The organism is Agrobacterium sp. Azo12 (assembly GCF_029193765.2).
In the GTDB taxonomy this organism is placed as follows: domain Bacteria; phylum Pseudomonadota; class Alphaproteobacteria; order Rhizobiales; family Rhizobiaceae; genus Agrobacterium.
The window spans coordinates 2,088,454-2,113,728 of the sequence record NZ_JARFYO020000001.1; the positions used below are offsets into that span (position 1 = coordinate 2,088,454).

30 protein-coding genes are annotated in these 25,275 nt (G+C 54.8%); 12 read left to right on the top strand and 18 right to left on the bottom strand.

What is annotated here, in order from left to right:
- The first annotated feature begins 318 nt into the window (after nucleotides 1-318).
- Nucleotides 319-681 carry an endonuclease domain-containing protein gene (locus PYL13_RS09825; RefSeq protein WP_250982459.1) on the top strand — a complete coding sequence of 121 codons (363 nt, stop codon included), beginning with the start codon at nucleotides 319-321 and terminating at the stop codon, nucleotides 679-681.
- A 202-nt stretch (nucleotides 682-883) separates the two neighbouring features.
- Here the strand turns inward: PYL13_RS09825 and PYL13_RS09830 are convergent, their stop codons facing one another.
- The 4 genes from PYL13_RS09830 to PYL13_RS09845 all read right to left on the bottom strand — a co-directional run bounded on the left by PYL13_RS09830 (nucleotide 884) and on the right by PYL13_RS09845 (nucleotide 4,338).
- The gene (locus tag PYL13_RS09830; RefSeq protein ID WP_275641171.1) at nucleotides 884-1,297 is read right to left on the bottom strand and encodes a DUF1801 domain-containing protein; all 414 of its coding nucleotides are present in this window, start codon (nucleotides 1,295-1,297) and stop codon (nucleotides 884-886) included.
- 174 nt (nucleotides 1,298-1,471) lie between these two features.
- The gene (locus PYL13_RS09835) at nucleotides 1,472-2,224 is read right to left on the bottom strand and encodes a flagellin (RefSeq protein ID WP_275641172.1); all 753 of its coding nucleotides are present in this window, start codon (nucleotides 2,222-2,224) and stop codon (nucleotides 1,472-1,474) included.
- Between the two features lie 306 nt (nucleotides 2,225-2,530).
- Complete coding sequence (locus PYL13_RS09840; protein WP_275641173.1) at nucleotides 2,531-3,070, bottom strand: DUF4269 domain-containing protein; 540 nt, start codon at nucleotides 3,068-3,070, stop codon at nucleotides 2,531-2,533.
- A gap of 101 nt (nucleotides 3,071-3,171) precedes the next feature.
- Nucleotides 3,172-4,338 (bottom strand): MFS transporter, encoded by a 1,167-nt coding sequence (locus PYL13_RS09845; RefSeq protein ID WP_275641174.1) that lies wholly within the window; start codon nucleotides 4,336-4,338, stop codon nucleotides 3,172-3,174.
- 156 nt (nucleotides 4,339-4,494) lie between these two features.
- On the opposite strand from PYL13_RS09845, the gene PYL13_RS09850 reads away from it, so the two are divergent.
- On the top strand, nucleotides 4,495-5,415 hold the full coding sequence (locus PYL13_RS09850; RefSeq protein WP_250982454.1) for a LysR family transcriptional regulator: 921 nt from the start codon (nucleotides 4,495-4,497) through the stop codon (nucleotides 5,413-5,415).
- Between the two features lie 52 nt (nucleotides 5,416-5,467).
- On the opposite strand, the gene PYL13_RS09855 is transcribed toward PYL13_RS09850, so the two are convergent.
- From PYL13_RS09855 to PYL13_RS09865, 3 genes are all read right to left on the bottom strand, one after another.
- Nucleotides 5,468-6,583: a metallophosphoesterase gene (locus PYL13_RS09855; RefSeq protein ID WP_441296663.1), complete on the bottom strand. Its 1,116-nt coding sequence runs from the start codon at nucleotides 6,581-6,583 to the stop codon at nucleotides 5,468-5,470.
- Between the two features lie 161 nt (nucleotides 6,584-6,744).
- A complete protein-coding gene (locus PYL13_RS09860; RefSeq protein ID WP_275641175.1) occupies nucleotides 6,745-7,137 on the bottom strand; it encodes a VOC family protein in 393 nt (130 codons plus the stop codon).
- Between the two features lie 219 nt (nucleotides 7,138-7,356).
- Nucleotides 7,357-8,580, bottom strand: a complete 1,224-nt coding sequence (locus PYL13_RS09865) for a hypothetical protein (RefSeq protein WP_275641176.1) — start codon at nucleotides 8,578-8,580, stop codon at nucleotides 7,357-7,359.
- Between the two features lie 451 nt (nucleotides 8,581-9,031).
- Between PYL13_RS09865 and PYL13_RS09870 the strand changes: the two genes are divergently transcribed.
- Nucleotides 9,032-9,415 (top strand): VOC family protein, encoded by a 384-nt coding sequence (locus PYL13_RS09870; RefSeq protein ID WP_275641177.1) that lies wholly within the window; start codon nucleotides 9,032-9,034, stop codon nucleotides 9,413-9,415.
- A gap of 206 nt (nucleotides 9,416-9,621) precedes the next feature.
- On the opposite strand, the gene PYL13_RS09875 is transcribed toward PYL13_RS09870, so the two are convergent.
- Together PYL13_RS09875 and PYL13_RS09880 are read right to left on the bottom strand one after the other, a co-directional pair.
- Nucleotides 9,622-9,999: a hypothetical protein gene (locus PYL13_RS09875; protein ID WP_275641178.1), complete on the bottom strand. Its 378-nt coding sequence runs from the start codon at nucleotides 9,997-9,999 to the stop codon at nucleotides 9,622-9,624.
- A gap of 78 nt (nucleotides 10,000-10,077) precedes the next feature.
- Nucleotides 10,078-10,269 (bottom strand): hypothetical protein, encoded by a 192-nt coding sequence (locus PYL13_RS09880; RefSeq protein WP_250982450.1) that lies wholly within the window; start codon nucleotides 10,267-10,269, stop codon nucleotides 10,078-10,080.
- Nucleotides 10,270-10,506: 237 nt separating this feature from the next.
- Between PYL13_RS09880 and PYL13_RS09885 the strand changes: the two genes are divergently transcribed.
- From PYL13_RS09885 to PYL13_RS09910, 6 genes are all read left to right on the top strand, one after another.
- Complete coding sequence (locus tag PYL13_RS09885) at nucleotides 10,507-10,896, top strand: hypothetical protein (protein ID WP_275641179.1); 390 nt, start codon at nucleotides 10,507-10,509, stop codon at nucleotides 10,894-10,896.
- 286 nt (nucleotides 10,897-11,182) lie between these two features.
- Complete coding sequence (locus PYL13_RS09890; RefSeq protein WP_259146374.1) at nucleotides 11,183-11,866, top strand: outer membrane protein; 684 nt, start codon at nucleotides 11,183-11,185, stop codon at nucleotides 11,864-11,866.
- Nucleotides 11,867-12,292: 426 nt separating this feature from the next.
- On the top strand, nucleotides 12,293-13,327 hold the full coding sequence (locus PYL13_RS09895) for an SGNH/GDSL hydrolase family protein (protein ID WP_259146372.1): 1,035 nt from the start codon (nucleotides 12,293-12,295) through the stop codon (nucleotides 13,325-13,327).
- Nucleotides 13,314-14,414 carry an acyltransferase family protein gene (locus tag PYL13_RS09900; protein ID WP_259146371.1) on the top strand — a complete coding sequence of 367 codons (1,101 nt, stop codon included), beginning with the start codon at nucleotides 13,314-13,316 and terminating at the stop codon, nucleotides 14,412-14,414. The genes PYL13_RS09895 and PYL13_RS09900 overlap by 14 nt, the downstream gene beginning before the upstream one ends.
- 198 nt (nucleotides 14,415-14,612) lie before the next feature.
- The gene (locus PYL13_RS09905) at nucleotides 14,613-14,990 is read left to right on the top strand and encodes a hypothetical protein (RefSeq protein WP_275641180.1); all 378 of its coding nucleotides are present in this window, start codon (nucleotides 14,613-14,615) and stop codon (nucleotides 14,988-14,990) included.
- A 512-nt stretch (nucleotides 14,991-15,502) separates the two neighbouring features.
- Complete coding sequence (locus tag PYL13_RS09910; protein ID WP_275641181.1) at nucleotides 15,503-15,694, top strand: hypothetical protein; 192 nt, start codon at nucleotides 15,503-15,505, stop codon at nucleotides 15,692-15,694.
- Between the two features lie 77 nt (nucleotides 15,695-15,771).
- Here PYL13_RS09910 and PYL13_RS09915 read toward each other — a convergent pair whose 3' ends face one another.
- Nucleotides 15,772-16,152 carry a PAS domain-containing protein gene (locus PYL13_RS09915; RefSeq protein WP_250982443.1) on the bottom strand — a complete coding sequence of 127 codons (381 nt, stop codon included), beginning with the start codon at nucleotides 16,150-16,152 and terminating at the stop codon, nucleotides 15,772-15,774.
- A 271-nt stretch (nucleotides 16,153-16,423) separates the two neighbouring features.
- On the opposite strand from PYL13_RS09915, the gene PYL13_RS09920 reads away from it, so the two are divergent.
- Entirely contained in the window at nucleotides 16,424-17,050 is a 627-nt protein-coding gene (locus PYL13_RS09920) for a hypothetical protein (protein WP_275641182.1), read from the top strand.
- Nucleotides 17,051-17,091: 41 nt separating this feature from the next.
- On the opposite strand, the gene PYL13_RS09925 is transcribed toward PYL13_RS09920, so the two are convergent.
- The 4 genes from PYL13_RS09925 to PYL13_RS09940 all read right to left on the bottom strand — a co-directional run bounded on the left by PYL13_RS09925 (nucleotide 17,092) and on the right by PYL13_RS09940 (nucleotide 19,982).
- A complete protein-coding gene (locus tag PYL13_RS09925; protein ID WP_275641183.1) occupies nucleotides 17,092-17,493 on the bottom strand; it encodes a hypothetical protein in 402 nt (133 codons plus the stop codon).
- Nucleotides 17,494-17,935: 442 nt separating this feature from the next.
- Nucleotides 17,936-18,142 (bottom strand): hypothetical protein, encoded by a 207-nt coding sequence (locus PYL13_RS09930; RefSeq protein ID WP_275641184.1) that lies wholly within the window; start codon nucleotides 18,140-18,142, stop codon nucleotides 17,936-17,938.
- Between the two features lie 40 nt (nucleotides 18,143-18,182).
- On the bottom strand, nucleotides 18,183-18,770 hold the full coding sequence (locus tag PYL13_RS09935; RefSeq protein ID WP_275641185.1) for a sugar O-acetyltransferase: 588 nt from the start codon (nucleotides 18,768-18,770) through the stop codon (nucleotides 18,183-18,185).
- Between the two features lie 9 nt (nucleotides 18,771-18,779).
- The gene (locus tag PYL13_RS09940; protein WP_275641186.1) at nucleotides 18,780-19,982 is read right to left on the bottom strand and encodes an MFS transporter; all 1,203 of its coding nucleotides are present in this window, start codon (nucleotides 19,980-19,982) and stop codon (nucleotides 18,780-18,782) included.
- 75 nt (nucleotides 19,983-20,057) lie between these two features.
- Between PYL13_RS09940 and PYL13_RS09945 the strand changes: the two genes are divergently transcribed.
- Both PYL13_RS09945 and PYL13_RS09950 read left to right on the top strand, forming a co-directional pair.
- Nucleotides 20,058-20,624, top strand: a complete 567-nt coding sequence (locus PYL13_RS09945) for a TetR/AcrR family transcriptional regulator (protein WP_275641187.1) — start codon at nucleotides 20,058-20,060, stop codon at nucleotides 20,622-20,624.
- Nucleotides 20,625-20,843: 219 nt separating this feature from the next.
- A complete protein-coding gene (locus tag PYL13_RS09950; RefSeq protein ID WP_259146360.1) occupies nucleotides 20,844-21,737 on the top strand; it encodes a GGDEF domain-containing protein in 894 nt (297 codons plus the stop codon).
- 668 nt (nucleotides 21,738-22,405) lie between these two features.
- Here PYL13_RS09950 and PYL13_RS09955 read toward each other — a convergent pair.
- The 4 genes from PYL13_RS09955 to PYL13_RS09970 all read right to left on the bottom strand — a co-directional run bounded on the left by PYL13_RS09955 (nucleotide 22,406) and on the right by PYL13_RS09970 (nucleotide 25,223).
- Complete coding sequence (locus tag PYL13_RS09955) at nucleotides 22,406-22,804, bottom strand: pentapeptide repeat-containing protein (protein ID WP_275641188.1); 399 nt, start codon at nucleotides 22,802-22,804, stop codon at nucleotides 22,406-22,408.
- A gap of 169 nt (nucleotides 22,805-22,973) precedes the next feature.
- Complete coding sequence (locus PYL13_RS09960) at nucleotides 22,974-24,494, bottom strand: terminase (protein ID WP_275641189.1); 1,521 nt, start codon at nucleotides 24,492-24,494, stop codon at nucleotides 22,974-22,976.
- Entirely contained in the window at nucleotides 24,491-24,724 is a 234-nt protein-coding gene (locus tag PYL13_RS09965) for a hypothetical protein (protein WP_275641190.1), read from the bottom strand. The genes PYL13_RS09960 and PYL13_RS09965 overlap by 4 nt, the downstream gene beginning before the upstream one ends.
- 13 nt (nucleotides 24,725-24,737) lie before the next feature.
- Nucleotides 24,738-25,223, bottom strand: coding sequence for a terminase small subunit (locus tag PYL13_RS09970; RefSeq protein ID WP_275641191.1), 486 nt, complete (start codon nucleotides 25,221-25,223; stop codon nucleotides 24,738-24,740).
- Nucleotides 25,224-25,275 lie beyond the last annotated feature (52 nt).

Consider the following 25,275-nt stretch of genomic DNA (forward strand, 5'->3'; position numbering starts at 1 on the left):
TTCTAACACTTATGGCTGCGCCTTAAGATGTTGAAATCGCTTTCTCTCCCACAAGGGGAGAGATAAGCCGGGTGCCGCGCCCTTGAGGCACATCTTGAGCGTTCCTGATGAGGTGAGGTCGTGCCGCTTGCACCCCTTACCTCTACCCTTGTGGGAGAGGACAGAAAATCACGGTCTTAGCTTCAGCTAAGTCGTAGATTTTCTTGGTGAGGGGTTGGTGCTTTCCAAGCCTGCCAAGTCATAAATTTCCAAGCTTAGCCTATGTTGATTTCCGCAACGAAAGATTTCATCCTGCGCCGATACAACTGAGGCCGACGCATGGCACATCATCACCAGCCACCGCCCGTAAACCGCCTGCGCGCCAGGACGATGCGCAAGGATTCGACGCTAGCGGAAAACATGTTGTGGCAGGTCATTCGTGGCGGCAAACTGGAGGGCTTGAAGTTCCGCCGGCAGGTGCCGATGCACAACTGTATTCTCGATTTCGTCTGCTTCGATGCCAGATTGATTGTCGAGGTAGACGGTTCTCAGCATGCGTTAAGCGATGCAGACCGTCAGCGTGATGCGTTTTTTCGTGAGCAAGGTTTTACGACCCTGCGGTTCTGGAATGAAGAGATAGAACGCAATCTCGACTTTGTTTGTCTTTCCATTCTGTCACATGCTTCAGGGCTTGTGAAATAGACCCCTCACTTGCGATTTCTAACACTTGGCACCTTCGTCCCAAGATGTTGAAATCGCTTTCTCTCCCACAAGGGGAGAGATAAGCCGGGTGCCGTGCCACCGGCGCCCTTAGCTTTCCCCCTGGAGAGGAAGAAAAATCATGGTCTTAGCTTGCTAAGTCATAGATTTTTCAGGTGAGGGGTCCCGACCCTGACATTCACCCTCAAATCTTCTCGCCCGGCAAGACACTTGCCTGTTTCACCCAGTCCGTAAACTGCGCCTCGTCAAACACGCCCGGCTCATCAATGTGGAGATAACGCACGTTGGCCTGTTTGGAGGTATGGTCGGGCACAGGCGTCAGCTCTGTACCCTTAAAAAACGCCACCTTGATATAGCGGGTCATGCAATGAAACGACAGGAAGGACGTGCCGTCGCCGATGCCATAAAAGGGGGAGTTCCAGCGCACCTTTTTGGCAACATTGGGCACCACTGACGTAATGATCGCATCGAGCTTTTGCCCGACGCCCTGTTTCCAGCCGGGCATGGCACTTATGTAGGCCTGCACCGGTGCATCACCGTCACCTTTTTCGATTTGCGGATTGCCGCCGGAAAGCAGCACGGGTGGTTTTTCGCTCACTGCACAATCCTTTGCGACTGTCGCCAGACATGAAAGTGGCTTGCCGCAGCCAGTCTCCCGCCACAAGTCTCTCACTGCAAGTCTGCCACACCTGAACGCCAATGATGAGCCAAAAACGCAAAAAAAATGCGTGAGGGTCGCTCACGCATTCTCATGTTTTATCTGTCGCTGGTGTTAGCCGCGCAGAAGTGCTGCCTGAATGAGGGCGATGCTGGAATTGCCCATCGAAAGTCTGGCTGCAGACATCGCTTCCGAAGCCGAAGTGGCGAACGCCAACAGTTCACTGCGGTCAAGTGGCGCAACGTCACGCACAGCAAGGCCTGAGCTTTTGGCAGAACTTGCCACGCTGTCTGTGTAGTTTTGCGTTGCTGCTGAAAGCGCGGCACCGTTGCTGGCGCGGGCTGCTGAAACACCGTCCTGAGCGTTGCCGAGCGCTGTCAGCATGCCGGCATAGTCGTCGGCCGTTGTCGATGCAGAAATACTGATGTCACGCGAACCGGCGGCACCCACCAGGCTGTAGGAGGCGCCATTTCCGCCGTCATAGGACTTGGACAATGCGTCGCTGCTGGTGCTACCAGAAAGGTTCTTCAACTCACCCTTGAGATCGGAAAGTTCCTTGTTGATTGCATCGCGGTCGGTAGCGGATGTGTTGTTGCCGGCAGCCGTCTGAACCAGCGTGGTCATTCTGTTCAAAATCTCGTTCGCGTTGCCGAGCTTGGCTTCCTCGGTCTGCGTCTTGCTAACGGCTTCCTGCACTGCAGTTGCTGCGGAATTGTCGGCCTTTGGCGGCAGGACTGGGGCTTGTTGCGATGTGTTGACACGCAGGTTTGAAGACAAGCGCGACAGCGAGTTGGCAATGCTGGCGTTGCTGCGCTGAAGATTGGCCTGGGCGTTCAGGGATGGAATGTTGGCGGTAATGCTAAGCATGTTGTTCTCTCTAAAAGAATAGATGAAGTATAGAGTTTAGAAAGTGGCTTCATGCCGGGTAGTCCACGCTCGTCATTCGCGTGCTGTTGAGAGCAATATGCCCACCATCAGTTGAAATGGGTTGTAGTAATTCACTACAATTTTAAGCGACGACGTTTTTCTTAAGTTTTGGACGTAAAAAATGCGGCAGAACGAGTCTAAATGGCACATCAGCCATGTTGGACCGTAGCAAAACGATACAAATCGCAACAAAAGGTGCAAAAATAGAGTTGCGCAGCGCGTGGCGTTTAAGAAAATATGCCGCGTTTAAACAAAGCCTGCTTGTTTAAGTTTATCGACAAGAGCTTCATCTGTGTCGTTACACAGTTCCAGTATGCCGGAATAGGCATCACCATGGGTATTTGAAGCAAAACCAAGTGCAGCCCAGAAGGCCGGTTCGGTTTTATAGCCTTCACTGCGCAGTGACATGATCTTTGCTTTGAAAGTCTCGCCGCCCAAAGCAAGCAACCGCTGTTCAATGGTAAAGTGCCGCCATCCTGCCTGCTGTTTTACTGGCTGCGGGCTGGCATAGATTTCAAATTCCCAGCCTTCCGCGTGAAATTTGGCAATCAACGGCCGCTCACCGGACACCCACTGCCAACAGCTGAAACCCGTGTGGTTGCTGTAGAGAGACACTATAGTGTCAAGGAATACGTCCGCGTCAGGCGCGCAGCACAATATATCGATGTCGCTGGTGTCGGTGTGCACACCAAGCGGTGGTGTGCCAGCCACATGCGGATCGTAGGCCGCAAGCGCATCCAGAATGCCCAACCGTTGAATAGCGTGGCTGTAGTGCGGCCGGTTCATGGTGGGTTCCAGTATTGTTGACCTGTTGATGTAAAAACACCGCGCCGGACTGTGCAACACAGTGTCCGGCGCGGTGTCTTGTCTTTTCTCAACCAGTCTTATCAGCAGGCCTGTGCCTGTGGAAGGCGGCGGCTGATCTGCACCAGCGCCAGTGCGGCAAGGGCCGCTACGCCACCGGCCACCGGCACATAGGCGTAATCGACACCGGCATTGATCACCATGCCGCCAATACCCGCACCAATGGCATTGCCAAGGTTGAACGCGCCGATATTGATGGAGGAGGCGAGGCCCGGCGCTTCAGACGCCGCCTGCATCACCCGCATCTGCAACGGTGGCACAATGGCAAAAGCCGCCATGCCCCAGATGACCAGCGTAATGGCCGCGCCAATATGGGTGCCCAGCAGCAGGGGCGACAGGAACATCATCAGCGACAGCAGCGCCAGAAACATCGAGGCGGCACCGGTCAGCGACCAGTCGGCTGCACGACCGCCGACATAATTGCCAATGGTGAAACCAACGCCAATCAGCACCAGCGCAATGGTAATGAAACCTTCCGATGCGCCGGTCTGGTTTTGCAGGATTGGCGCGACATAGGTGTAAAGCACAAACATCGCGCTGGCACCGAGCACGGTGGTCAACAGCGGCAGCAGCACGTCAGGCCGCATCATCACCTGCAGTTCCCGGCGCACATCAGGGCGTTTGCCGGCGGCACTTTTCGGCAGCGCAAGCGCCAGACCACCCATGGTGATAATGCCCAGCAGCGCCGTTGCGCCAAAGGCCTCACGCCAGCCAATCTGCTGGCCAATCCAGGTTGCCACTGGCACACCGCCAATATTGGCAATGGTCAGGCCCATGAACATGGTGGCAACCGCGGTTGCCTGTTTTTCCGGCCGTACAAGACTTGCCGCCACCACGGCACCAAGCCCGAAAAACGCACCATGGTTGAGACTGGTCACCACGCGGGCAATCAGCAAGGTCCAGTAATCTGGCGCAAAGGCCGACAGCACATTGCCAAGGGTGAAAATGCTCATCAGCGCAATCAGCGCCGTGCGTTTGCCAAAACGCGAAAACAGCAGCGTCATGAAGGGCGCACCCACCATGACCCCCACGGCATAGGCGCTGACCAGCAACCCGGCCGACGGGATGGACACATCAACACCATCAGCAATAACGGGCAACATGCCCATGGGCGCAAATTCGGTAACGCCAATGCCAAAGGCGCCCACGGCCAAGGCAAGCAACGGCCAGTTAGGTCCGGTCTTTTCCATCATCATTCCTCGATCAAGGTATTTATCGCCGCTTGGGAGAAGGCGAAGCGTTTGTGAAAGCCAAATATGACAGGAAAAATAGGGTGATACACCGCGCTTGACAACGCGGTTTCGCGGCATCACATCTATGAACCATATTCACAAATGGAGATGACTATGGATAACCGTGCTGGCGAGATGGATGTATTTGTGCGGGTGGTGGAAACCGGAAATTTTTCCGAGGCCGCCCGCCAGTTGAACATCACTCCCTCCAATATATCCAAGCTGATTGGCCGTCTGGAAGAACGTCTGGGCGTGCGGCTGCTGGAACGGTCCACCCGCCGCCTGTCGCTGACGGCAGAGGGCAGGCGCTATTATGAGCGCAGCCAGGGTCTGCTGGCAGAGCTGGATGATATTGAACGTGACGTGTCACGCGGCGCAGCCGCCAGTGGCGGCGTGGTGCGCGTGACCTCCTCGGTCGGGTTTGCCACCGTGGCGGTAGAGCCGCTGCTGCCGCAGTTCTGGGCGCTGTACCCCAATATCGTGGTCGACCTGTCCTTGTCGGACGAGATTGTCGATCTCTATCTCGACCGGACCGATGTCGCCTTTCGCATCGGCAATCTGGGGGACTCCTCGCTTACCTCTGCCAAGCTTGGCACCGCGCAGCGCCGGGTGGTGGCATCACCGGCCTATCTCAGGGAGCATGGCGTGCCGCAAAACCTGCAGGACCTGAAAAACCACCGCTGCCTTGGTTTTAATTTTCGCCGCTCGAAACAGATTTCCGCACCGCGCACCAGCCGCCGTATCTGGGATTATTCGCCGGGCGCCATTCTGCTCGGCAACAACGGCGAATCCGTGCGGCGCATGACTGTCATGGGCATGGGTATTGCACAGCTCGGTGAATATCACATCCGGGATGAGCTGCGCTCCGGCGCGCTGGTGGAAATTCTGCAACACGAGGTGGACGGTGACACCGAAGACCTGCACGCGCTGTTCATGGGTGGTGAACGCCTGCCACACCGCGTGCGCGCCTTTCTGGATTTCATGACACCACGGCTGCGCGCCTTTCTGGATGATGCCACGCAGACGTCGAGATAACAAAACGGCGCCTGAGGAGGCGCCGTTTTCAGGTCAGATCAACGAAATCGCGTCAGACGGATTTGAACGTGATGACCGTCAGTTCAGATGGAACACCCAGCCGCACCGCAAACCCGATCCACAGCGCCGTGCCATTGTTGACGTAAAGCTGCATGTCACCCACCTGATAACGGCCGGAGACAAAGCCGTTGTTGAACATGGCAACGATGCGGTCAAAACCCCAGATCATGCCGCCATGCGTGTGGCCAGACAGCTGCACGTCCACACCCAGATCGGCTGCATTCTGCGCCATGCGCGGCTGGTGGTCCAGCAGCACGACGACATTGTCAGGTGGCGAACCGGCCAGCGCCTTTTGCAGGTCTGGCCCTTCCTGGCCAAATGGCACGGCGCTGCGGTCGGTGACGCCAGCCAAAGTCAGGCTGGCGCCATCGCGCTCAATCAGCGTGTGCTGGTTTTCCAGCACCTGCATGCCCAGCGACTTGAACTGTGCCATCCATTCCGGACGGCCGAAATAATATTCGTGGTTGCCGGGAATAACCCACACACCGTCAGGCGCGCGCAGGTCGCCCAGCGGCGGCACATCGTTTTTGCGCGCCTCGATCGTACCGTCAATCAGATCGCCGGTGATCACAATAAGGTCGGCACCAATGGCATTGGCGGCGGTCACGGTCGCCTCGGCCCATTCGCGTTGAAACAGCCGGCTCAAATGCAGGTCGGTCAGCTGCACAAGGCGGTAACCGTCAAACTGCTGTGGCAGGCCCTTAATCTCCAGTGTGACCTCTTTCAGCGAAGGCACGCGCAGCGCCTGCGACACGCCGTAGCTGGAAAGCCCCAGCGACAGCGCAATGATGATGGCGCGTGCCGTCAGTGACACGCGCACCTGCCGACGCTTCACGAGGGCGATCAGCACGGAGATGATGTCGCTAAGCAGTTGCATCATTGCCGCCAGCACGATGAACACGAAACCGATATTGACTGCTATCATCACCGCGCGCGGCACCTCGGGCGAAAACATGTTGCCGGTGGTGATGCGGGTAATCAGGTGGTGCTGGGAAATAACCACCAGCGCCACGGCGACGATGATCTTGACCAACCGCGAGGTCGGCAGCGGCATGATGGTTCTGACAATAACGTAAAGGCAAAGTGCCAGTTTAAACAGATCAAACACTTGGAACAAAAGGACATCATCCTGAAAAAAACAACTTCCACGGGGAAGCAGGTTATGGATTCTCAAATTGGCTCGTTAGCCGGATAGGGCGTTTGGGCTTGCTGGTCACATCAAATTTTTATGACTGGCGTGTCCTGCTGTCGATCAGCCGGGTGGCATGATCACTGTTGTTGCGTGTAGGTGACAAAGGAAATGACGTTGCCATCGGGGTCTCTGATATGCAGATCCGTGCCGCCCCAATCCTGCCGGGTCGGCAATTGCGCCACATCGACGGTTTGAGCCTGAAACTCTTCATACAGCCCATGCACATCAGTGACTTCAATCGTCGCCAGGATCAGGGATGGTTCTGTTGCCGCCAGCGCAGCAAAGTTTGGTGCACCAACATGGCGCAGGTGCAGGCAGGCCTGACCGCGTGAAACCGAACCGTAAAATGGTGGTGTGCCATAGAGAAAATCCACCACAAAACCCAACCTGTCGCGGTAGAAGCAGCTGCTTGCCGAGACATCACGCACGAACAGGATGGGCACAGCGGGTTTGAACAAGCTTTCAGGCATCAAAATCTCCCCGTGTCATTCGCTTGCGGCCATCATAAGCTATCCGATAATGAATGCGAGATGACCTTCGCTGGAAACAAGATCGCATGATCCATACCGACCCTACCTGTTATTTGAATAAACGTTGGGGCAGGGCTTCATTTAGCAGACGGAACAGACTTGCCATACTGTAGGATTATTTGACGATAATCTTTCAAACCAAGACGCCATTTGTACGACCTACTTTGATGTCCCTGTTCCCATGGCTTTGGAAACAAGTTCTGTAAAGTTTGGTGGGTCGACATTATCGCCGTGGCCGGGAGCTGGGCGGAACAAGGCATTCAGCACGAGCGCACGATCCTCCTTAACGGCACCTTCCTTTTCAATGAGGTGGAAAAAGGTATCCAGCATCGTCAGCCGCAGCCTTGCGTCATCCAACAGCAGCAGTGAACGCGAGTTAAAGCGTACAACGAGACGGATGGCCCAGATATAAAGGAATATGGGCACAGTCACGATGACCAACCGGCCGACTGCGGCAATCGTCACCTGTGCATCAGTGGGTGGTGGCAGTTGTTGGCCGTTGGAGTCGATCGTTGGCAAGGCAGACGCAGCCACGATCTGTGCAAGATAGTGCAATATCTCAGTTGTAAAGCACACCGCGAGCGCAATGGGTGCGGCTATCAGCAGGCAGATCGCGACCGAAGATAAGATCAAAGCCCATTTGCTTTGTTTCTCGCGTTCACCCCAAAGTTTACGCGCAGCCTCTGTTCCAAATCTGGCGACTTGAGCGTCGAGATCGGCGCGCAGTTGGCGAATGTCACTTTCAATGCCTTGGCTTTTGTCTTCGAGTTCAAGTGCCTTATGCTCAAATCCTTGACTGGCCACCGTAAGCTCGACTTGCGCTCTTGCTGTCGCCTCGGCAGCCTGCGCGTGCAGAAGTTGCTGCTCATCAAAAAGTTTGCGATGTGCCGAAACAGTCTCAGAAAGTTCGTTCGCTCTGGCTGTGGCTTCTTTCTCAAAGATTTCCAGCTTTGGCTGAATGATCGAGTGAATGGACTCTGGGCCTGCGCTCATTGTCTGCCAACTGATTAAACTAATGACTTCCTCAAGAACATACGGATCACCCGCATTGCTTTTGTCATTATGTTTCACCTGATATCCGGCAAGTATTGCTAGGCCAAAAGTCCAAGAATCTTCTGTTATTATTTCGAGATCGTCTAGCTGCTCATCATTCAGATACCTAACGAAGTATTTGTCGCCGCTGCCCGCAATTTTTTTAACTGTTTCAATAGTTCTATTTGATGCCGCCGTGATGTCATTTGCAAATGGGCTAAATTGGTATTTAGCTTCGACTATACCGATCAGTCGTTCGTGCGATGCTATTGCCTTATCGACGAGATTCTTGTCGGCAGTCACAGTGGACTTGAACATTTTCTCGATGAAGAGGTACATCCGGTAGTCCATAGCGCGCAGTCATCCTGTTATTGAACTCAGGCTGTATCAGCCGTGTTGTTCATATAGGCGAATAACCATGCGCTGAACTTGCGTGTAGGTTGTAGTTCATGAAGTCGCTAACACGTTTGCCTTCACCAACCACCGCCCTTTGTTGTGACAAACAGGCACCGCGAAAACATGCAGACCCCGACGTGCCGCCACAGGGTGTGAAACCTGAACCGCACGAGGCCAGCTGCAAACAGTGGAAACAGTGAGGTTTCGCTGAGGCGCGGCATCCCTTTCGCGGCCTCGTTTCATCTGTCACCACACAAAGACACCTTCACATTCTTGCACGATTGGTAAAACATCGTGCATTGATGTGCGTATTTGCGCATGTTATTTCACGTTTGTGAATGATTCATCGTGTCGTCCCGCAGCAATGCGGGTGCAATTCCTTGTTCTGAAAGGCTGAAATCTGATCATGCGCATTGCCCACACCGCACTCTGGACCCGTGACCTCGATGCCGCCGCTGCCTTCTGGCAACGCTATTTTGGTGCAGAGGTGGGCGAGGCCTATCACAGCAAGCGCCGCGAAGGGTTTGTGTCGCGTTTTCTGAAACTGCCTGACAGTGGCGACCAGATTGAGCTGATGACTGGCCCCTGGCTGCGTGGCCGTCTGGACCATGATCATCTTGGCTGGGACCACATTGCCATTTCGCTTGGCAACCGCGCCGCTGTTGATGCACTGGCCCGCCGCTGCGTGGAAGATGGCTGCCTGATGTCCGGTCCGCGTTTGACCGGCGATGGATTTTACGAGGCCGTGATCATCACGCCGGATGGCACGCCGGTGGAAATTACCGAATAACGGCCGCAACTTTTACCTTCGCCACCTCCGGAAACGTTGCAATTTCCTTGGCGAATGCTGGCGGCAGTCCCGGCTGCCGCCGGCACTTTTTTAAGAATGCAAATTCTGCTCACGAATGCCGTTTTTTCAAATCAGGCCTTGCCATAGCTCGCCTGTCTTCCCATCGCGCCGTGAGCGCAAAGGGCAGGGCGTAAAGAGCGTGACGCTTACTGAACAGACAGGGTAAACTCGCATTGCTGTTTGCCGATCCAGGCGGATCGCGTCAGGAAAAACGATACCTTATAGGAATTGTTGATCATGGTGGCTAACGGCACTGTTATCGGAAACTGCGCATATTTGGCGTAGTCGTGCTGGCCGGTGGTCTGTACTTCAACGCCGCAAATACTGTTATTGGCAGCAAATTTCAGCGTCACGGCTCTGGCGGCATCCGACGTGATGAGAAAGGATTTGGCATCACTGCCAGTGACGGTGCTTTTGAAGATTTGTGCTGCGCCGCCGCTAACCACAACTTCCGTTGCAGCCTCTCGCGCGTCGGCAGTCAGAGCATGCAGGGAAAGGGCCGCAAACAGGATGATTCGACGCATGGAGTTCTCCAGAAAATCCACACTGCGCAGATATCACCGCCAATAGCCAGTAAATTCGCGCTTAAGCACCTGTCATCGTCACATGTCAGAGAAAAGCCGCTCCGCCCGCCGCTCTCCAGCCCGGAACCGAGACAGGATTGTGTGGCGTTGGCCCATAAGGTCATCCATTGATCGCCCGTGCTTCTGGCTCCATTGCAGCATCAGATCAGTCAGATAATCCACGTCGTCAAATTTGATCGGGGCGGACATCGCCATAAGGTCGGTATTCATAACATTTCCTGCCTGTTGCTGGTCATCTGTGCCGTGAACCTGTCAAGGCGGCTTATTGTTCCCGGTGTTTTCGGTAAATAAAACGCCCTAGTCAGCAGCCACGCAGTGGTGTGGGCCTCCAAACACACCGAAATTTTCTATTTTCTGGCCGCCAACCAGCGCCGGCTCACCCATAAGGGGGATTTGGCCGCGCCCGCCATCTGTTAGCGTTGGCCTCGCATGAAAAGGGGGCTTCCTATGCGTAAATTCATCACCACACTTGTTCTGTCAGTGGCATCGCTTGCACTGATGTCTACCACGCCGGCCTTTGCGCAAACCAAGGCAACACAGGCCAAAACCGCCAAGGCCAACGCCTGGGATGGCACATGGAGCGGCACCAGCAGCGGCGGCGGCAGAAAAACCACCGTGAAGATCTCCAACGGCAAGGTCACCTTCTGGACCAATAACGGTTTCCCGCGTCCCAAGGTCACCGGTTCCGTATCCGGCAACAGCGTCAAGCTGGATGACAACAATGGCTGGAAAGGCACCATGACAATGCAAGGTGAAGGCAAGGCCAAGATCAGCGCCTCCGGCATCGGCAACAACGGCAAACCGGCCCAAAACAGCGCGCTGCTGCGCAAGCACTAACCGCCAGCGAACAGCCCGCGACCTTCAATCCATTACCGACACCCGCCACCCCGGCATACAAACCGGGGTGGTGGCGTTTGCAATTTTTTGGGCCAAACCGACCCGCGAACGAGAGCCATTGGCATCACATCCGGTGTGCAGCGTTTTTGGTGACACTTTTTTAAGCGTAATTTCCGCAGATGCCTCGTATTGATGCAATGTTTAAGTGTGTGATCTTTTAGTTACATCTTATATTTCGGATGGGTGTAATATGACCCTCATGAAATTTTGGAGAGGGTTTAGTATCATGAAGAAACTAGCACTGAGCGCCGCATTCATTCTTGCAGCATCCTCCGCAATGGCTGCAGACGCTGTTTACGAAGTACCTGCAGCACCGGTGGCTGTTGAGCTGCCTGGCTTCAACTGGACTGGTTTCACGGTCGGTGTGCAGGGCGGTTACGGCTGGAACAACCATGACCTCGATTTTGGCGCAGGTGCGCCGTTCCCGGCTTTTGCAGCGGATTTTGACGGCGGCATCCTCGGCGGTTTCGTCGGTTATAACCACCAGATGGACAATAACTGGGTTCTCGGTATCGAAGGTGATTTCGAAAAGAACTGGGGCGACGACTCCCTGGCCCTTGGTTTTGGTGGACCTTCCATCAATTACGGCCTTGATTGGCAGGGTTCTGTTCGTGGCCGGGTCGGTTACGCCGTTGACCGCGCCTTGATTTACGGCACTGCCGGTTGGGCAATCGGCCGTGGTTTTGCCGAGGTGCCGGGCTTCGTTGCCGAGCAGAAAGAAACTTTCAACGGCTTCACTGTTGGCGCTGGTGTCGATTACGCCTTTACCGACAATGTCTTCGGCCGCGTTGAATATCGCTACACCAATTTCGGTGACAAGGACTTCACCTTCGGCGGTCTTGGCGGTGGCACAGTCAATTCCGACCTAGACCAGCACGCCATTCGAATTGGTCTCGGTATCAAGTTCTGATAACTCCACACGGAATAACAAAAAGCCCGGGCACGTCCCGGGCTTTTTTGTGTTGTGGCTGCGTGATGTATGGCCATCAGATGGTGGCGCGGAGGGTTAGAGTGGGTGTATATTCCAGCTCCTTCGCAAATTCAAACACCCCTCACAATTATGTCGCAAAGCTAAGTAAAATTTGGCTTGTATAAATGCCGCCATGCTAGTCGATAACTACGGCGGTTACTTGTAGTTTTCACGCGAGCGGTGTATCCGTTCCCAATGCAACCAATTACATTATTGTTTTGTGGCTGATATATACACCGATTTGAAATACTCCAAAAATTTCTAATGTTTTGAAATATCCATAAATCTATTTCTTGTTGCCCCCTTCTTGCGCAGGGTAGTCGACAAAATGAATATTTTCGAAAGAAGCCACCAGTGACAAGTAAAATGATCCGATTTCTGGGGAGATTTCTTTCCATTGCGTCGATGGCGGCGTTTGTTTCTGCAGTTTCGCCGACACTGTCCGCCTTTGCCATTGACACGCCTTCTCTCTGGTTAGGGTTGGTAAATGAGAAGACCCAATCATTAGAATGGCCTGGAAGTGGCTTTGAAATCATATTCACTGGAAAGGCTGTGTCAGTCACTCTTGAGGATTCGGGAAAGAACAGCCTCGTAGTTGAGAATGATGGAAAATTGAGCAAGTTGCAGCTTGCGCGCGGCAAGAAGACCTACCAATTTGTCGCGGATGGTGGCGGGCAGCAGCATACGTTGAGGCTTATCCGTAGAACCGAAAAAATGTTTGGTCCGACCACACTGTCATCAATCAAAACGGACGGTACGCTCCTCCCGGGAAAAAAAAGAAACAGGCAGATACTCGCCATCGGAGACTCGATCTCAGCCGGATACGGTATTGAAGGCAGCGATCAATCCTGCAAGTTTTCGGCGGATACTCAAAACCAATATCTGACCTACCCAGCTGTCGTAGCCAGAAGTGTCGGCGCAGACATTACGACCATAGCGACATCTGGCATTCGTGTGTCGCCAAAGTTCCCTTCTGATGTCACGACAATGCCGTTTGTATTCCAGCAGGCCGTCCCCAAGGGACGGGTCTTTGATGTCGTTATCGTCAACTTGGGGACGAATGATTTTTCGGAAAAGACTAAACCAGACAATTTTGTCAACGCATATGCTGCGTTCATGGCTGTAATTCGCGACCAAAGCCCTGATGCGATGATCTACGCTGCCTTGGGTCCGATGCTGACCGACAGTCAGTTTAGCGAAGCCAGCGCCGCAATTGAAGCCGCCGTTAAGCTACGACACCAACGGGGTGACGGTAAAATCAGGTTTCTTGCCCTCCGCACGAAAGCAAAAGGGTTTGGTTGCAACTGGCATCCCAATGCGGAAACGCACGCACGTCTTGCTGCAACACTTACCAAAACATTAGAGCACGATTTGAACTGGAAACGAGATGCGGCCAATTGATATGAACGAACTTCAAACACCGCCGCAGGCTCGGCCTCAACTGTACTCATTACAGGTCTTACGATTTGTGGCGGCATTTGCTGTCGTGCTCTTCCACTTCGGAAGTGGCTTGACGGTAGAATACAATCTCAGCACCAACTATTTTGGTATAGGTGCCGCCGGGGTCGATATCTTCTTCGTCCTGAGCGGATTTATCATTTGCTACTCTGCCAATCCAGCCCGCGGCCCGATCTACTTTTTCCGTCGTAGGATAGCTCGCGTTGTGCCGCTTTACTGGCTGCTGACTTTGGGGCTGATCGTAATCGCCCTGTTTTGGAAAGGCCTTCTCAATTCCACCGTCATAGATGCTGAGTCTGTCATAAAATCATTCCTTTTTATTCCTTTTGAGAAATCAAACGGCATGATTCAGCCGATCTTATTTCTCGGGTGGACACTTTGCTATGAGATGTTTTTCTATCTTGTTTTTGGAATCTGCTTGCTGGCAGGCCGCAATGCATCATGGTTTGCTTCCGGCATTATACTGACGCTCGTGCTCATCGGACGAATTTGGCCAGAAGGCTCCGCGCCCTGGCGGTTCTACACAAACCCGATACTGGTCGAGTTTGTCATAGGGATGCTCATTTACAACGCCTACATGAGTTCCTCGCGCCTCAAAGCCGGCTCGAACGTGGTTGCGGTTTTGTTGCTCGTCGCGGCACCTGTATTGCACACATTGAGTACTAAGTGGGCTGGGCCAGGCGTAATCACGTCCGCCATCTTCGCGGCGACTATAGTTCTTGCATTCCTTGTGGTCCGAGTGGAAAAAAGCAACACGCTAATGTTCTTTGTTCTATTGGGTGATGCGTCTTACTCACTTTACCTCATCCATCCATATACCCTGCAGTTCCCTGTAAAACTACTCGGCAAACATTTGAGTTTCGAACTGCTGACACTCGTACTGGCCGCAACGACTGCGCTAACTGTTATCGTTTCAATCTATGTTTTCCGATGGATCGAGAAACCTGCACAAGACATCTTGCTTGGACGATTTAAGGGATTCACCAACCGTACCAGTCTCCAAAGCGAGACTCCTTCCGCGTTGGTTTAGCTACCGGTCGAATGACACGAAACTGTAAGTGAAAAACAAAAGCCCGGGCACGTCCCGGGCTTTTTTTGTTTGTGCGAATGATAGAGGTTTTGACGATAAGAGAGCGATGGAGCAGTCGTACGCGCTAAAGCAAACGTGAACCAAATTGGCTGGCTATTGCACATCATCTATGTGCAGTTGGCTTTTTTGGAGAGTTTTATGCGCAAAAGCCTCATTCTGGCGATCATCTGTTTGCAAGTCTCGCCCGCCATGGCGCGCGAAGCCAACAGGGAAATCAGTATTTCTGAAGGTGGTGTGGAGACGGTTTCGGGCGAAACCAGCAACGGGCAGTCAAGCACATTCATTATTACGCCGACAACCTCGAGAGCGCTCAAAATCAAGCTTGAAGCAGAAAACGGAACCTGCGCCGTTGAACTGCAGAACACCCGTCTGGTCAGCTACAGGAAGTTTGCAAGGTTTCCCATCACTGTGCCGATTGCCGGAATTGCGGGGGAGCCAGTTAAGCTCGCGTTCTACCCGACCCGGTCTGCTCTGAACGCCAAAGATGACTGCGCATACACGCTAACCGTCGAGTAGCGTGCAAAGCGTGAACGTTGGGGTTTCGCAAGGCCAGCCGCATCCATGCGCTCTGCTTTTCATTGCCGCAGTGTGTGGGCCGCGCAGGCGCTGCTGAAAATAAAGAAATCAGTGAGTGGACATACCCATTGGTGGCGCTTACCCTGCCACATCGTCAGCAACCGAAAATGTAGGCGCTGATGACTGAGGGTTGTCACGTGCTCTTGCCTGCTGAACAGGAGCGCGCAACGTGAAAACCTCGTGCACTTCCATTCTCGACATACACAGTGAAATAGCGGCCGCAGCGAAGCGTGCGTGGCTCCTCAAGATCCTGTCTCGCCGCTCTTTTGTTCTGTCACCATTTCGCTCTGGCGAAAGGCATCCACAAACGCTTTTCGGTGGCCACTAATGGTGGGCAACCCGGCATCGCCAGATCATCTCGATGATCCCGGTCACTTCGATGACCGATGGTGGCATAGGCTTTTGTCCTTGGCGCATGCCTCGTTGGAATGGAAAGTCGTGGGAAAAACAGGATGTGTGATGACCAACGGTTGATGGACGCCATCCACAAGCACGCCGACAAGGCGGATGCAAACCGGCTGCACTTTGTGGATATACGGGCCGTGGCTGTGACCTTGCACGCGCGTTTCGGTCATCGCAGTGAGGCTGATATTCTCGGTCAGTTGACCGATGTTTTCGAGGCGAGGGGTCTGTTATGGCAATGACCGGCCACAGCGTTGCAGTTGGCCAACCAGCCGTTTGCTGTTCTCGCCGTCAATGCTGTGGTGTTGTGTCTGCGCTTTTAGGTCCCGCCCAACAACCTTGGCCGCTTGAAGGTGACCTCATGTACGGCGCCCAAGCCCAGAAAAGGCGCGTCATCCGCATCGAAGATCGGCCGTGCGCGGGCGGCGATGATGCGGGTCGTTCCGTCGGGGCGGATGACCTTGTAGCGCTGGTCAAACAGCGCCTTTTCGGTGATGCTGTCGATGATGGCACTGGCCACCCGGTCTCGCATTTCAATGTCGATGCGTTCGAGAATATCCTCGATTGTTACGCCCTGCGCACCCACTTCGGCTGAAAACCCATGATACCCAGATGTTACCTCATCCATGATGAGCCTGTTTTCGGTTATACTCCACATGAAGTAACCGACCCCACCTTCGACGCCTTCACTCTCTCCCACACAACCCCCGGAACATTTGTCATGGAATCAGGAATTTAACTCTTACATTGTTCTTCGCTTTATGAGTGTGGAATAATGTAATTCAAGGTGGGGTTTTAAACAGCTTTACCTCCGCGCCAAACAAAACCAGGCGCAGGGCGTTTGCCGTACGGCTTTGCCCATCTGGCGAAATTAAACCGCCCCCGTTACCCAATCTGGGTGATTACATCAGGCCCAGGGCTCGTAAAAACTGGCCTGGTGACCCCTCGAGTTTCCTGGAAATGATGGAGAGATGATGTTCAGCCTGCTGGCCCGCCTGTGCGCAATCGCATTTTTAACTGTTGTCACCACGCCCAACATATCGATCGCGCAGATTTTTCCGGAAACTTTGGGCTTTGATGAACTGCAAAGCATTCTTCTCAATCACCCCTACGCTCAGGCGCAACCGGAATGCCAGAGATACAAAGCCGCCAACCAGCAGTTTCAACGAGAGTGCGTTGCAGTCCCGCCACAAAACCGCAATCAGGTCTATTGCAATGGGCTGATCAAGAGAAGTTCCAGTCTGGTGAACCCCTGCATGAATGTCGTTTCTGCCGAACATGACAGACAAAAGGCCGCCAAAGCCAACGCGGGACAAGGTTCCTCACAGGGCACCGCACAGGTTGGCCAATGTGTTGCTTTTTCAAAGGTGCAGCAACGTGACAGCTTTGGTAATCCGTCCTGCGGTATTCGCGCTGAAAACAATTGCAGCGTTGCCGCGCAGTGCCAGCTGGAAATGACCGGGGTTGATAGTCAGGGCAGGCGGCATCCGTCGCGCCAGGCCATCCATCTGCGTCCGGGCGAAACCGGTGCCAGAACCATCAACAATGTGCTGGCCTGCGAAAACCTGCAGGGGCAATGCAAACCGTGGACGCAATAAGGCGTGAGGTGGAATACGTCACACGGGGAAGATGGGCGCGGTTACCCGATCAGCATACGTAACAGACCGAACTTGCGGGGTTTCTCGGCCCTCGGTTGCTCATGCGCGCCCTTGGACCAGGCTGTAAAGTCCGTCACGAAAATGCCTTGCTCATTCCAGTCGTCGGGAAAAAGATCGTGGCGCACAAAGGGAAAGGCGGCTTGCTCTGGCCGTGCCACCTCAATCATCCGGTCATTGTGCTCTACGATGCAATGTTTGGTGTAATAACCTGCACCCTTTGGCACCCATCCATGGATAACCGTGCCACCGTTCCGGCGCACATAATCTGCTGCGGCCTCATGGCAGTTGGCGCGCTTGCTGGCCGCTTCTGCAGGTTCATACTCACGGGGAATAGTCTTTCCCTGATTAAATGCTGCTGTTAAACGCTCAGCAAAGTCACACATACACCACTCACTACTATACCGAGTGTATGTGCCTAGAGATTTGCAATCACCTCGTCAAACTGGCTTTCAATTTTGGGTTAACGCGAAAGGGGTAATAACGATGTATTGTATGAAAGTTTCGTTTTGTTTCGAATTCGCGTTAATTATACCAATAAACAGCTATTGTCTTTGTCATAAACTATCTGTTAAAGTTGTTTTATATATTGTGAGATGTTTTGAGGGATAGCATTTCAGCAGGCTTGGAACCTCGGCCATTCATCTGGTCGAGGTTTTTTTTTGGCCTCAACATCAGCCAATAGTTGAAAATATTTGAAGTATATTTTTATTACTTGTGGTTGTTCTGAATATCGACCGCGTTGCTGTAGTTTTCAGGCTGTATACAGCAACTTTTCTCAAGTTAATCCAGGGTATACTGCGGTAAAGTGGCGCTGCGGCCAGCACATCAGCGCTTATCACGCTGTTGCACGCCCGTTTGCCTGCGCAGCAGCGTGGCCAGCAACAGGCACAGTGCCGTTGCCGGCATCAGCGCATGCAGAAAACAGCCATTGATCAGCACAGTCGTCGCGGCCGCTACCATAACCGCCGCACCGGCCAGCGCGCCGAACAGCCGGTAACGGGAAAACATGAGCGCACTTGCCGTCAGTTCCAATGGCGGTTCCGGCCTGTTTTATCGGTGTGGTTTCGTCACATCACGCTTCGCGGTATTTGGCGACATCGGCCTCGGTGATGGTTCTGATAATGCGGGCCGGGTTGCCGCCAACCAGTGACATGGGCGGCACATCGCGGATAACGATGGCGCCAGCGGCAATCACGCTGCCACGACCAATGGTCACGCCAGGCAGAATTTGTGCGCCAGCGCCAATCCAAACATCGTCCTCGATCGTCACTGGGTAGGCATATTCCAGTCCCTTGTTGCGGCGCTCTACATCCAGCGGGTGGCCGGCGCAGCAAATATGCACATTGGGCGCCACAAACACGTTGTTGCCAATGCTCACCTTGGCGCAGTCGAGAATGCACAGATTGACATTGGCGTAGAAGTTTTCGCCAATCTCGATGTTGTAACCGTAATCGCAGTTGAACGGCGCTTCGATGTGAAATGCCCCTGCGGTTTTGCCCAGCAGTTTGCGCAGGATCTCGCGGCGCTTTTCCAACTGGCGCGGCGGCGTGCTGTTAAATTCAAACAGTGCATCCTTGGCGGCGTGGCGCTGTTCAATCAGCCCGGCATCATTGTTGGCATCATACAGCAAACCGGCCATTGCCTTTTCCATCTCGGTCATTGGCTGTTCCTATGCAGAATGAGACACGGCTTCATCTGTTGTGGCCAGCTTGCGCGGGCGCACCGCAGGTGCCGCCAAAATGGCGCACAGCAACAGCGCCAGCACCACCAGCATGGCATTGCGCAGGCCAAAGTTTTCGCCCAGCAGTCCCAGCAGCGGCGGGCCAACCAGAAATGCGACATAACCGCCAATGGTGACGATTTTCACCCGTTCTGCGGAATTGGCGCCGGAGTCACCGGCCGCAGAAATGGCCACCGGAAAACCAAGCGATGCGCCAAGGCCCCACAGCAGCACGGAAGCACCGGCCAGGATCGGATGGTCGGCAAAAATCACGCAGGCCAAACCCAGCGCACCAAACACCGCACTGGTGCGGATAACCGCAGAGCGGCCAAACCGGTGCAGAAAATAACCGCCGGCAAAGCGGCCAAAGGTCATGGCAGATGCAAACACCAGAAACACCAGGGAACCTGCCGTTTTGGAAAAACCGTGCTCATCCACCATCAGGATTGGCAACCAGTCATTGGCCGCACCTTCCGCCAGCGCCACCGCCAGCACGATCAGCGCAATGGCCAGCAGGCGCGGGTCACGCCAGTAGTCGTCCTTCGGTGCGCCTGTCGTTTCCACCGTCTGGTTTTTGTCGGTCTTGGCGGTGCCTGCGGGAATATGGCGAATGAAATAGACAATGGCTGGCACGATGAAAATGGCAATGGTCGCCAGATGAACCTCGACAGGCACGGCCAGCGCATTGGCACCCAGACCCGCCAGTGCGCCCAGCACCGTGCCAAGGCTGAAACAGCCGTGCAGCGTGTGCATCACCGCCCGGCCGGATTCCCGCTCCACCATCGCGCCATCAATATTGACGGCAATTTCGGCCAGGCCCATGCCAAGCCCGAAACAGGCCAGCCCGACGGAAACGACAATCGGCTGTGCAGTTATGGTGCCAAGCGCCATGAAGGCCACACTGCTGGCCACCAGCCAGGTGCCGGCCAGCATGACGGCGCGGGTGCCAAACCGACCAACGGCAAAAGCAGACATCAAAATGCCGCTCATCGACCCGATAGACAGACCAAGCAGCACCAGACCCATTTCGGCAATCGAAACATCAATCCGGTCGCGAATGGCAGGGGTGCGCGTGACCCACGAGGCCATGGCAACGCCGGGGATGAAGAAAAAAACAAAAAGTGCGAAACGTCTTTGGTTAAGCGATGGCATGATAGCTCTTGGTCCGTGAACGAGACCATGCGTATATGTACGTACGTACACAAAGTCAAGAATTCGAGATTGGACATGACCCGAGAAAAAGCCCCAGCCAAAAGCCGCCGGCCTGCCAATGATCCCGAAAGGCGGGAAAAAATCATAACAGCGGCGCTGGAAACAATAGGCCGTGTTGGCGTGGCCGATACCACCCACCGGCGCATTGCCGAAACGGCCGGTCTGCCGCTGGGTTCTCTCACCTATTATTTCTCCGGGCTGGACGACATTATTGCCGCGGCGTTTCGCCAGCTGTCCGTTCAGGTGTCGGACCATCTCATGCAGATCATGGTGGCTGCGCCAGACCAGGCTGCGGCGCGGACCTCGCTGGTGGATTATCTGTGTGACGACGGGCCGGTGCGCACCATGGACCTTATTCTCAGCTTCGAGCTTTATGCCTATGCCTCGCGCCGCCCCCTTTTGAAAACCGTCATGCTGGACTGGATGGCCGCCAGCCGCCGGGCGCTACAGCTGCATTTCACCGTGCAGCAGGCCAATGCGCTGGACGCGATGATTGAAGGAATCACCATTCACAACGCCATGAACCCTAAGATGTTGGATCAGCAGCATATACGGCTGATTGTCGAGCGTCTGTCGACCTAACCAGCGCGAGAATATTTGGCTGCCAGCACCCCGAAAACAGGTTGTTTCAAGGTTATTTTGTTGGGTCGTAAACGGTTATTTAGAAAAACGAAATAGTGTTGTGTTAATTTCGATCAATCGGAAGGCTGGTTCGCAGTCCAATACACGCCGTGTGCAGATTAGCACATACGGGTGTTTCGGTGGCGGCCGTGTCGTCAGGTAACTTGGGAACGAAATTCTTTGTTTACGCAGCAGCAGTTGGCTTCCATCCTGTCTTCATTGCCAGACCCGGCGTTTATTCTGACGCGCAGTGGTCGTTACGCCGCAGTGTTCGGCGGCAAGGACGTTCGCCATTACCATGATGGCAGTGGTCTTGTCGGCATGAGCATGTTTGACGTGCTGAAACAGGAAAAGGCCCAGTGGTTTGCAGACGAAGTGGCAAAGGCACTGCGCAGTCGCGTGTTGCATATTGTCGAATATCAGCTGTGCGGCAGCGACGTGAAGGGCAGCGGCGATGGCCCTGATTACGCCATCAGTTTTGAAGGCCGCGTTCAGGCCCTGGGTTTTCCGGTTGATGGTGAAGACGCCGTTGTCTGGGTGGCCAGCAACATTACCGAAAAAAACGAGGTGCAGTGCAAGCTGCGCCTGCTCAGCGAAACCGATGCACTGACTGGCCTTTATAACCGCCGCAAGCTCATTGAAACGCTGGATGACCGTCTGGCGATTTTTGAGCGGGAGCGCGACCAGACCTCGGTGCTGGTGTTCGACCTTGATAATTTCAAACGCCTCAATGACGAAATGGGCCACCATGCCGGGGATGCGGCGTTGGTGGAAATTGCCCGCCTGTGTCGCCAGAACCTGCGACAGAGCGACATGATTGCCCGTTTCGGTGGCGACGAATTCGTCGTCGTCATGCCCGGCACCCGCAAGCCGGACGCACTGGAAATTGCCGAACAGCTGCGCAAGAACGTGCCGATTACCTTCCGCCAGAACCTGCGCTACGAATCCACCATCAGCGGCGGTGTCAGCGAATTCGGCCTGCCGGACCGGCTGTCCAGCGAAATCCTCAAACGGGCGGATGAGGGGCTGTATCTTTCCAAACGCGCCGGCCGCAACCGGGTGTCTGCGCTGTAAGCACGGTTTGCTTGGGTGGAGGCCGCCTTTCCAAACGCGCCGGACGAAACCGGGTGTCTGCGCTGTAGGCGGTTGTTTGGGTGGGGGCTGCCTTTCCAAACACGCCGGCCATAATCGGGTTTCTGCGCTGTAAGCGGTTGTTTTTTGGGCGGGCGTTTGGCTCACACCTCTCAGTGTTTGACGTCGACGTCACCTCCAAACGCTCCTCATTCCTGTGCCTGTCACAGGAATCCAGGCCAGCCCAAGTCCTTGGGCTGAATAGACTTTTCCGCCGCGCGGACGCGCGACGACTGGATCTCTGTGACAAGTACAGAGAAGAGGGAGGTTAGGGCACTCAGCCAGCAAGCCAACACAACTTCGAGACTGAGGTGGTGCACGGCAGCGCAACTCGCGCCATACCTCTACCCCTGTGGGAGAGGAAGAAAAATCATGGTCTTGGCTTGCCAAGTCATAGATTTTTCAGGTGAGGGGTTTTTGCGCACTGCTCATTGTTTGCCACTGAGGGCCACCCCAACCACCCTTCATTCCTGTACTCGTTACAGGAATCCAGCCGTCACGCGTCTGCGTGACGAAAAGACTCTTCCATCCCCAAGACTGGGGATGACTGGATCTCTGTGACAGGCACAGAGAAGAGGGAGGTCGCGGCATCCATCGTGGCTTATCCCATCTCAATGTTCTGGTAGATCGCCGCTTTTAAACCTGTAACCGTAATAATCAGCTTCCAGAAAGTTGGCGCCGCGCAAGTCTGCGCCCAGGAAATTGGTGCCACAAATCGACGCCTGATAGAATGTGGCGTTGGCCAGCTTTGCACCCGTGAAATTGCTGGTTTTGATTGGGCAGCCCGAAAAATCGGCACCTTCAAGGTTGGCATTTGTAAAGTCTGCAATAAAGCGGCTGCCACAAAAGACAGCGCCACGCAGATCAGCGCCCGTTAAATCGTAATAGCAGTCATCGTCGTCGTCGAGATCCGAAAAGTGCCGTTCGCCCGCCGCGTATCGTTTCCGAATGTTGTGTGGTTTTGGGTAACAAGTCATAACCAAAGGTTTAGCAGGATAGCAGTATTGCATCAATGCCGCGTGCGGCGGCGCCTATATCCACTGCCATCGTCATCCTAGGGCTTGTCCCTAGGATCCAACCACATCTCAGCAAGCGCAACATGTTTGACTGGCGTGATTGGATCCTCGCCTCAAGGGCTAGGATGACGTCGAGAGACCTGCAGCCCAACTCAAACTCACATCACCCACCCAACGGATCATAGTCCATCTGCGCGCGGGCAACGCCTTTGTCATAGACAACAGTGCCATCCGGCAGCATTACCGGTTTGGGGCTGCGTGTTTTCTTGGCCACCGGCTGGGTAAAGGTCAGCGCCAGCGCGTCGCCCTCATTGGGCGATGGAATGCCGCGCGCCTTCATGTCCTGCTTGCTTTCCAGCTGGATTTTGCCATCCATGCGCGCCACGGTTTCCGGTCCGACAAGGTCCTGGTAAAGCGTTTCATTGTGCGGATCGATTGCCCCGCCAGCCTTGATCCAGCGTTTCATCTGGCCCCAGATATAGGCGCGGATGTTGTAATATCCGGGGTCGATTGTCTTGGTAGACCCGAACCACACCAGCTGCCATGTGCGGCCCATGGTGGTGCCGGCGCTGACAATGCCGGTGCCATAACCGGCATCCACAAACACCGCATCGGCCTGATATTCATCCTCAAACCGTGCCACCAGCATGGCCACCTCCACATCATTGTCGTTGCGCGGAATGGTGGCCAGCCGTTTGGAATAAAGCCCTTGCCGCAGCATGATGACCGTCGGGTCCTCACCCGTCCAGGAGGGGTCCACGCCAATGATCACGGGCGCAAAGGCATATTGCGCCGGCCGCAGGTGCGTGGCGCGTGCCCGGTCCAGATCATCAGCGGAAATGAACTGCATGGCAGATTGCGAGGGAAACTGCCCGCGCACGCGCACCTTCACATAATCGCTGTCTTCGCCGTGGTCATCGACCATGCGCTGCAAAAACTGCTTGTTGGTGCCTGGGACCGTGCGACTGTCAATCTGCCGTCCAATCCAGCGATGCCGAAACCGGCGAAAACATTCGCGAAACCGGCCGCTGTTGCGCGTCGGGTTGCCAAACACCACCCAGATGATGATGGTGTTTTCGTCGGTCAGCGCGCCTTCGGCCACCTCCCACACCTTGTCGTGAATTTTTGAGGCCTCATCAAACAGCAGCAAAATGATCTTGCCCTTGTTGTGCAGGCCGGCAAAGGCTTCCGTGTTGTTTTCACTCCAGGAAATAAAGTCCTGCCGCCAGCTTTCGCCACGCTCCGGGTCGCGGCTTTTAATCGCCATGGCCTGCACATCAAACCAGTGGGCGGTAATCGACATGCGAAACCACTTGCCAATTTCCGGCGCTGTTTTGGTGCGCAACTGCCCCTCGGTATTGGCTGTCGTCACAATCTTGCAGTCTTCAAAACAGGACATTGCCCAATTGGAAAGCATGCCCATGGCGGCAGATTTGCCTATGCCGTGGCCGGACGCCACCGCTATCTGCAGCGGCTGATAACGGCTTTGCGGGTCCTGCAAATGCCGCGAAATAACCTCGTTAATATCGTCCTGCCAGCCACGCGGCCCGTCATAACCCTGCAACTCACCCACACCCCAGTCCCAGGCCATGCGGCTCCAGCGCCTGGGGTTGAACTGGCAGGCGGCAGCCAGCGTGATGATCTCATCATCGGGGTCAACGCCCTGATCCATATCACCGGTCATGATAAGTGTCTCCGGCTGGGGATATGGGCGGGAAATGCGCGAAAAACGCCAGCCAATGGCCGCATGGTGGCGGCAAGTTTTACGGTGGTAAAATACTGTTTTAACATGGTTTTTGGATAGGAACGCAATTTATCTTCAACCGGTGATATGCGGTAAAAAAGCATGGGTTTTACCTTGGAAAAAGCGGGATAGTGATGGCGCACAAACCGGCCGTGTCCGGACGGCTGCACGCGGCTTTTCCGGTCATGGGTCTGCCTCGGCATCACGCTTGCGGGCCCGCTCCAGCCGGTCGGCCAGCGATTTCAGGCCACGATGTTTGACCACGTCCTGAAACGCATTGACCCGCACATGTTTGCCAATCATTTCCAGGCGGCGGGTGCGGTCCACCAGCTTCAGTTTTTTCACATGGCCAACCAGCTTGCGCTCATCGCCACGCCCCTCGTAAACCGCGGTAATTTCCACGTCGGACACCAGCCCGGTGCGCCACACCGCCGGCCAGTCCTTGACGGGCAAAAGATCGCCATTGTCATCATAGAGGTCGGCAATGTCAGCCTCAGCCTGCTCGGCCAGCCGCGCCAGCACCCAGTCGGCATCAACGGCGGGCTGGGAGGCGGCGGCAGCGCCGCTTCTGTCCGCACCATAATTGGCATGTTGCGATCCCTGCGTTGCCTTGCGGTCATCAGCATCATGTTCGGCAAAACCGGCCTGATCAGCCGTCACATTTTCCATCGGGTCGCACGCCTCTTTTGGGCGGCAGTATTAGCGGGCAGATGGTTGTCGG

Excerpts from the sequence above, each read along its gene's own strand:
- PYL13_RS09865 (WP_275641176.1), bottom strand. The coding sequence starts at position 8,580 with ATGGACTACCGGATGTACCTCTTCATCGAGAAAATGTTCAAGTCCACT.
- PYL13_RS09840 (WP_275641173.1), bottom strand. The coding sequence starts at position 3,070 with ATGAACCGGCCGCACTACAGCCACGCTATTCAACGGTTGGGCATTCTG.
- PYL13_RS09955 (WP_275641188.1), bottom strand. The coding sequence starts at position 22,804 with ATGCAATACTGCTATCCTGCTAAACCTTTGGTTATGACTTGTTACCCA.
- PYL13_RS09860 (WP_275641175.1), bottom strand. The coding sequence starts at position 7,137 with ATGCCTGAAAGCTTGTTCAAACCCGCTGTGCCCATCCTGTTCGTGCGT.
- PYL13_RS09945 (WP_275641187.1), top strand. The coding sequence starts at position 20,058 with ATGACCCGAGAAAAAGCCCCAGCCAAAAGCCGCCGGCCTGCCAATGAT.
- PYL13_RS09960 (WP_275641189.1), bottom strand. The coding sequence starts at position 24,494 with ATGACCGGTGATATGGATCAGGGCGTTGACCCCGATGATGAGATCATC.
- PYL13_RS09890 (WP_259146374.1), top strand. The coding sequence starts at position 11,183 with ATGAAGAAACTAGCACTGAGCGCCGCATTCATTCTTGCAGCATCCTCC.
- PYL13_RS09895 (WP_259146372.1), top strand. The coding sequence starts at position 12,293 with ATGATCCGATTTCTGGGGAGATTTCTTTCCATTGCGTCGATGGCGGCG.
- PYL13_RS09835 (WP_275641172.1), bottom strand. The coding sequence starts at position 2,224 with ATGCTTAGCATTACCGCCAACATTCCATCCCTGAACGCCCAGGCCAAT.
- PYL13_RS09900 (WP_259146371.1), top strand. The coding sequence starts at position 13,314 with ATGCGGCCAATTGATATGAACGAACTTCAAACACCGCCGCAGGCTCGG.
- PYL13_RS09880 (WP_250982450.1), bottom strand. The coding sequence starts at position 10,269 with ATGAATACCGACCTTATGGCGATGTCCGCCCCGATCAAATTTGACGAC.
- PYL13_RS09925 (WP_275641183.1), bottom strand. The coding sequence starts at position 17,493 with ATGTGTGACTTTGCTGAGCGTTTAACAGCAGCATTTAATCAGGGAAAG.
- PYL13_RS09845 (WP_275641174.1), bottom strand. The coding sequence starts at position 4,338 with ATGGAAAAGACCGGACCTAACTGGCCGTTGCTTGCCTTGGCCGTGGGC.
- PYL13_RS09910 (WP_275641181.1), top strand. The coding sequence starts at position 15,503 with ATGTGTGATGACCAACGGTTGATGGACGCCATCCACAAGCACGCCGAC.
- PYL13_RS09940 (WP_275641186.1), bottom strand. The coding sequence starts at position 19,982 with ATGCCATCGCTTAACCAAAGACGTTTCGCACTTTTTGTTTTTTTCTTC.
- PYL13_RS09850 (WP_250982454.1), top strand. The coding sequence starts at position 4,495 with ATGGATAACCGTGCTGGCGAGATGGATGTATTTGTGCGGGTGGTGGAA.
- PYL13_RS09875 (WP_275641178.1), bottom strand. The coding sequence starts at position 9,999 with ATGCGTCGAATCATCCTGTTTGCGGCCCTTTCCCTGCATGCTCTGACT.
- PYL13_RS09885 (WP_275641179.1), top strand. The coding sequence starts at position 10,507 with ATGCGTAAATTCATCACCACACTTGTTCTGTCAGTGGCATCGCTTGCA.
- PYL13_RS09825 (WP_250982459.1), top strand. The coding sequence starts at position 319 with ATGGCACATCATCACCAGCCACCGCCCGTAAACCGCCTGCGCGCCAGG.
- PYL13_RS09905 (WP_275641180.1), top strand. The coding sequence starts at position 14,613 with ATGCGCAAAAGCCTCATTCTGGCGATCATCTGTTTGCAAGTCTCGCCC.
- PYL13_RS09870 (WP_275641177.1), top strand. The coding sequence starts at position 9,032 with ATGCGCATTGCCCACACCGCACTCTGGACCCGTGACCTCGATGCCGCC.
- PYL13_RS09920 (WP_275641182.1), top strand. The coding sequence starts at position 16,424 with ATGATGTTCAGCCTGCTGGCCCGCCTGTGCGCAATCGCATTTTTAACT.
- PYL13_RS09935 (WP_275641185.1), bottom strand. The coding sequence starts at position 18,770 with ATGACCGAGATGGAAAAGGCAATGGCCGGTTTGCTGTATGATGCCAAC.
- PYL13_RS09970 (WP_275641191.1), bottom strand. The coding sequence starts at position 25,223 with ATGGAAAATGTGACGGCTGATCAGGCCGGTTTTGCCGAACATGATGCT.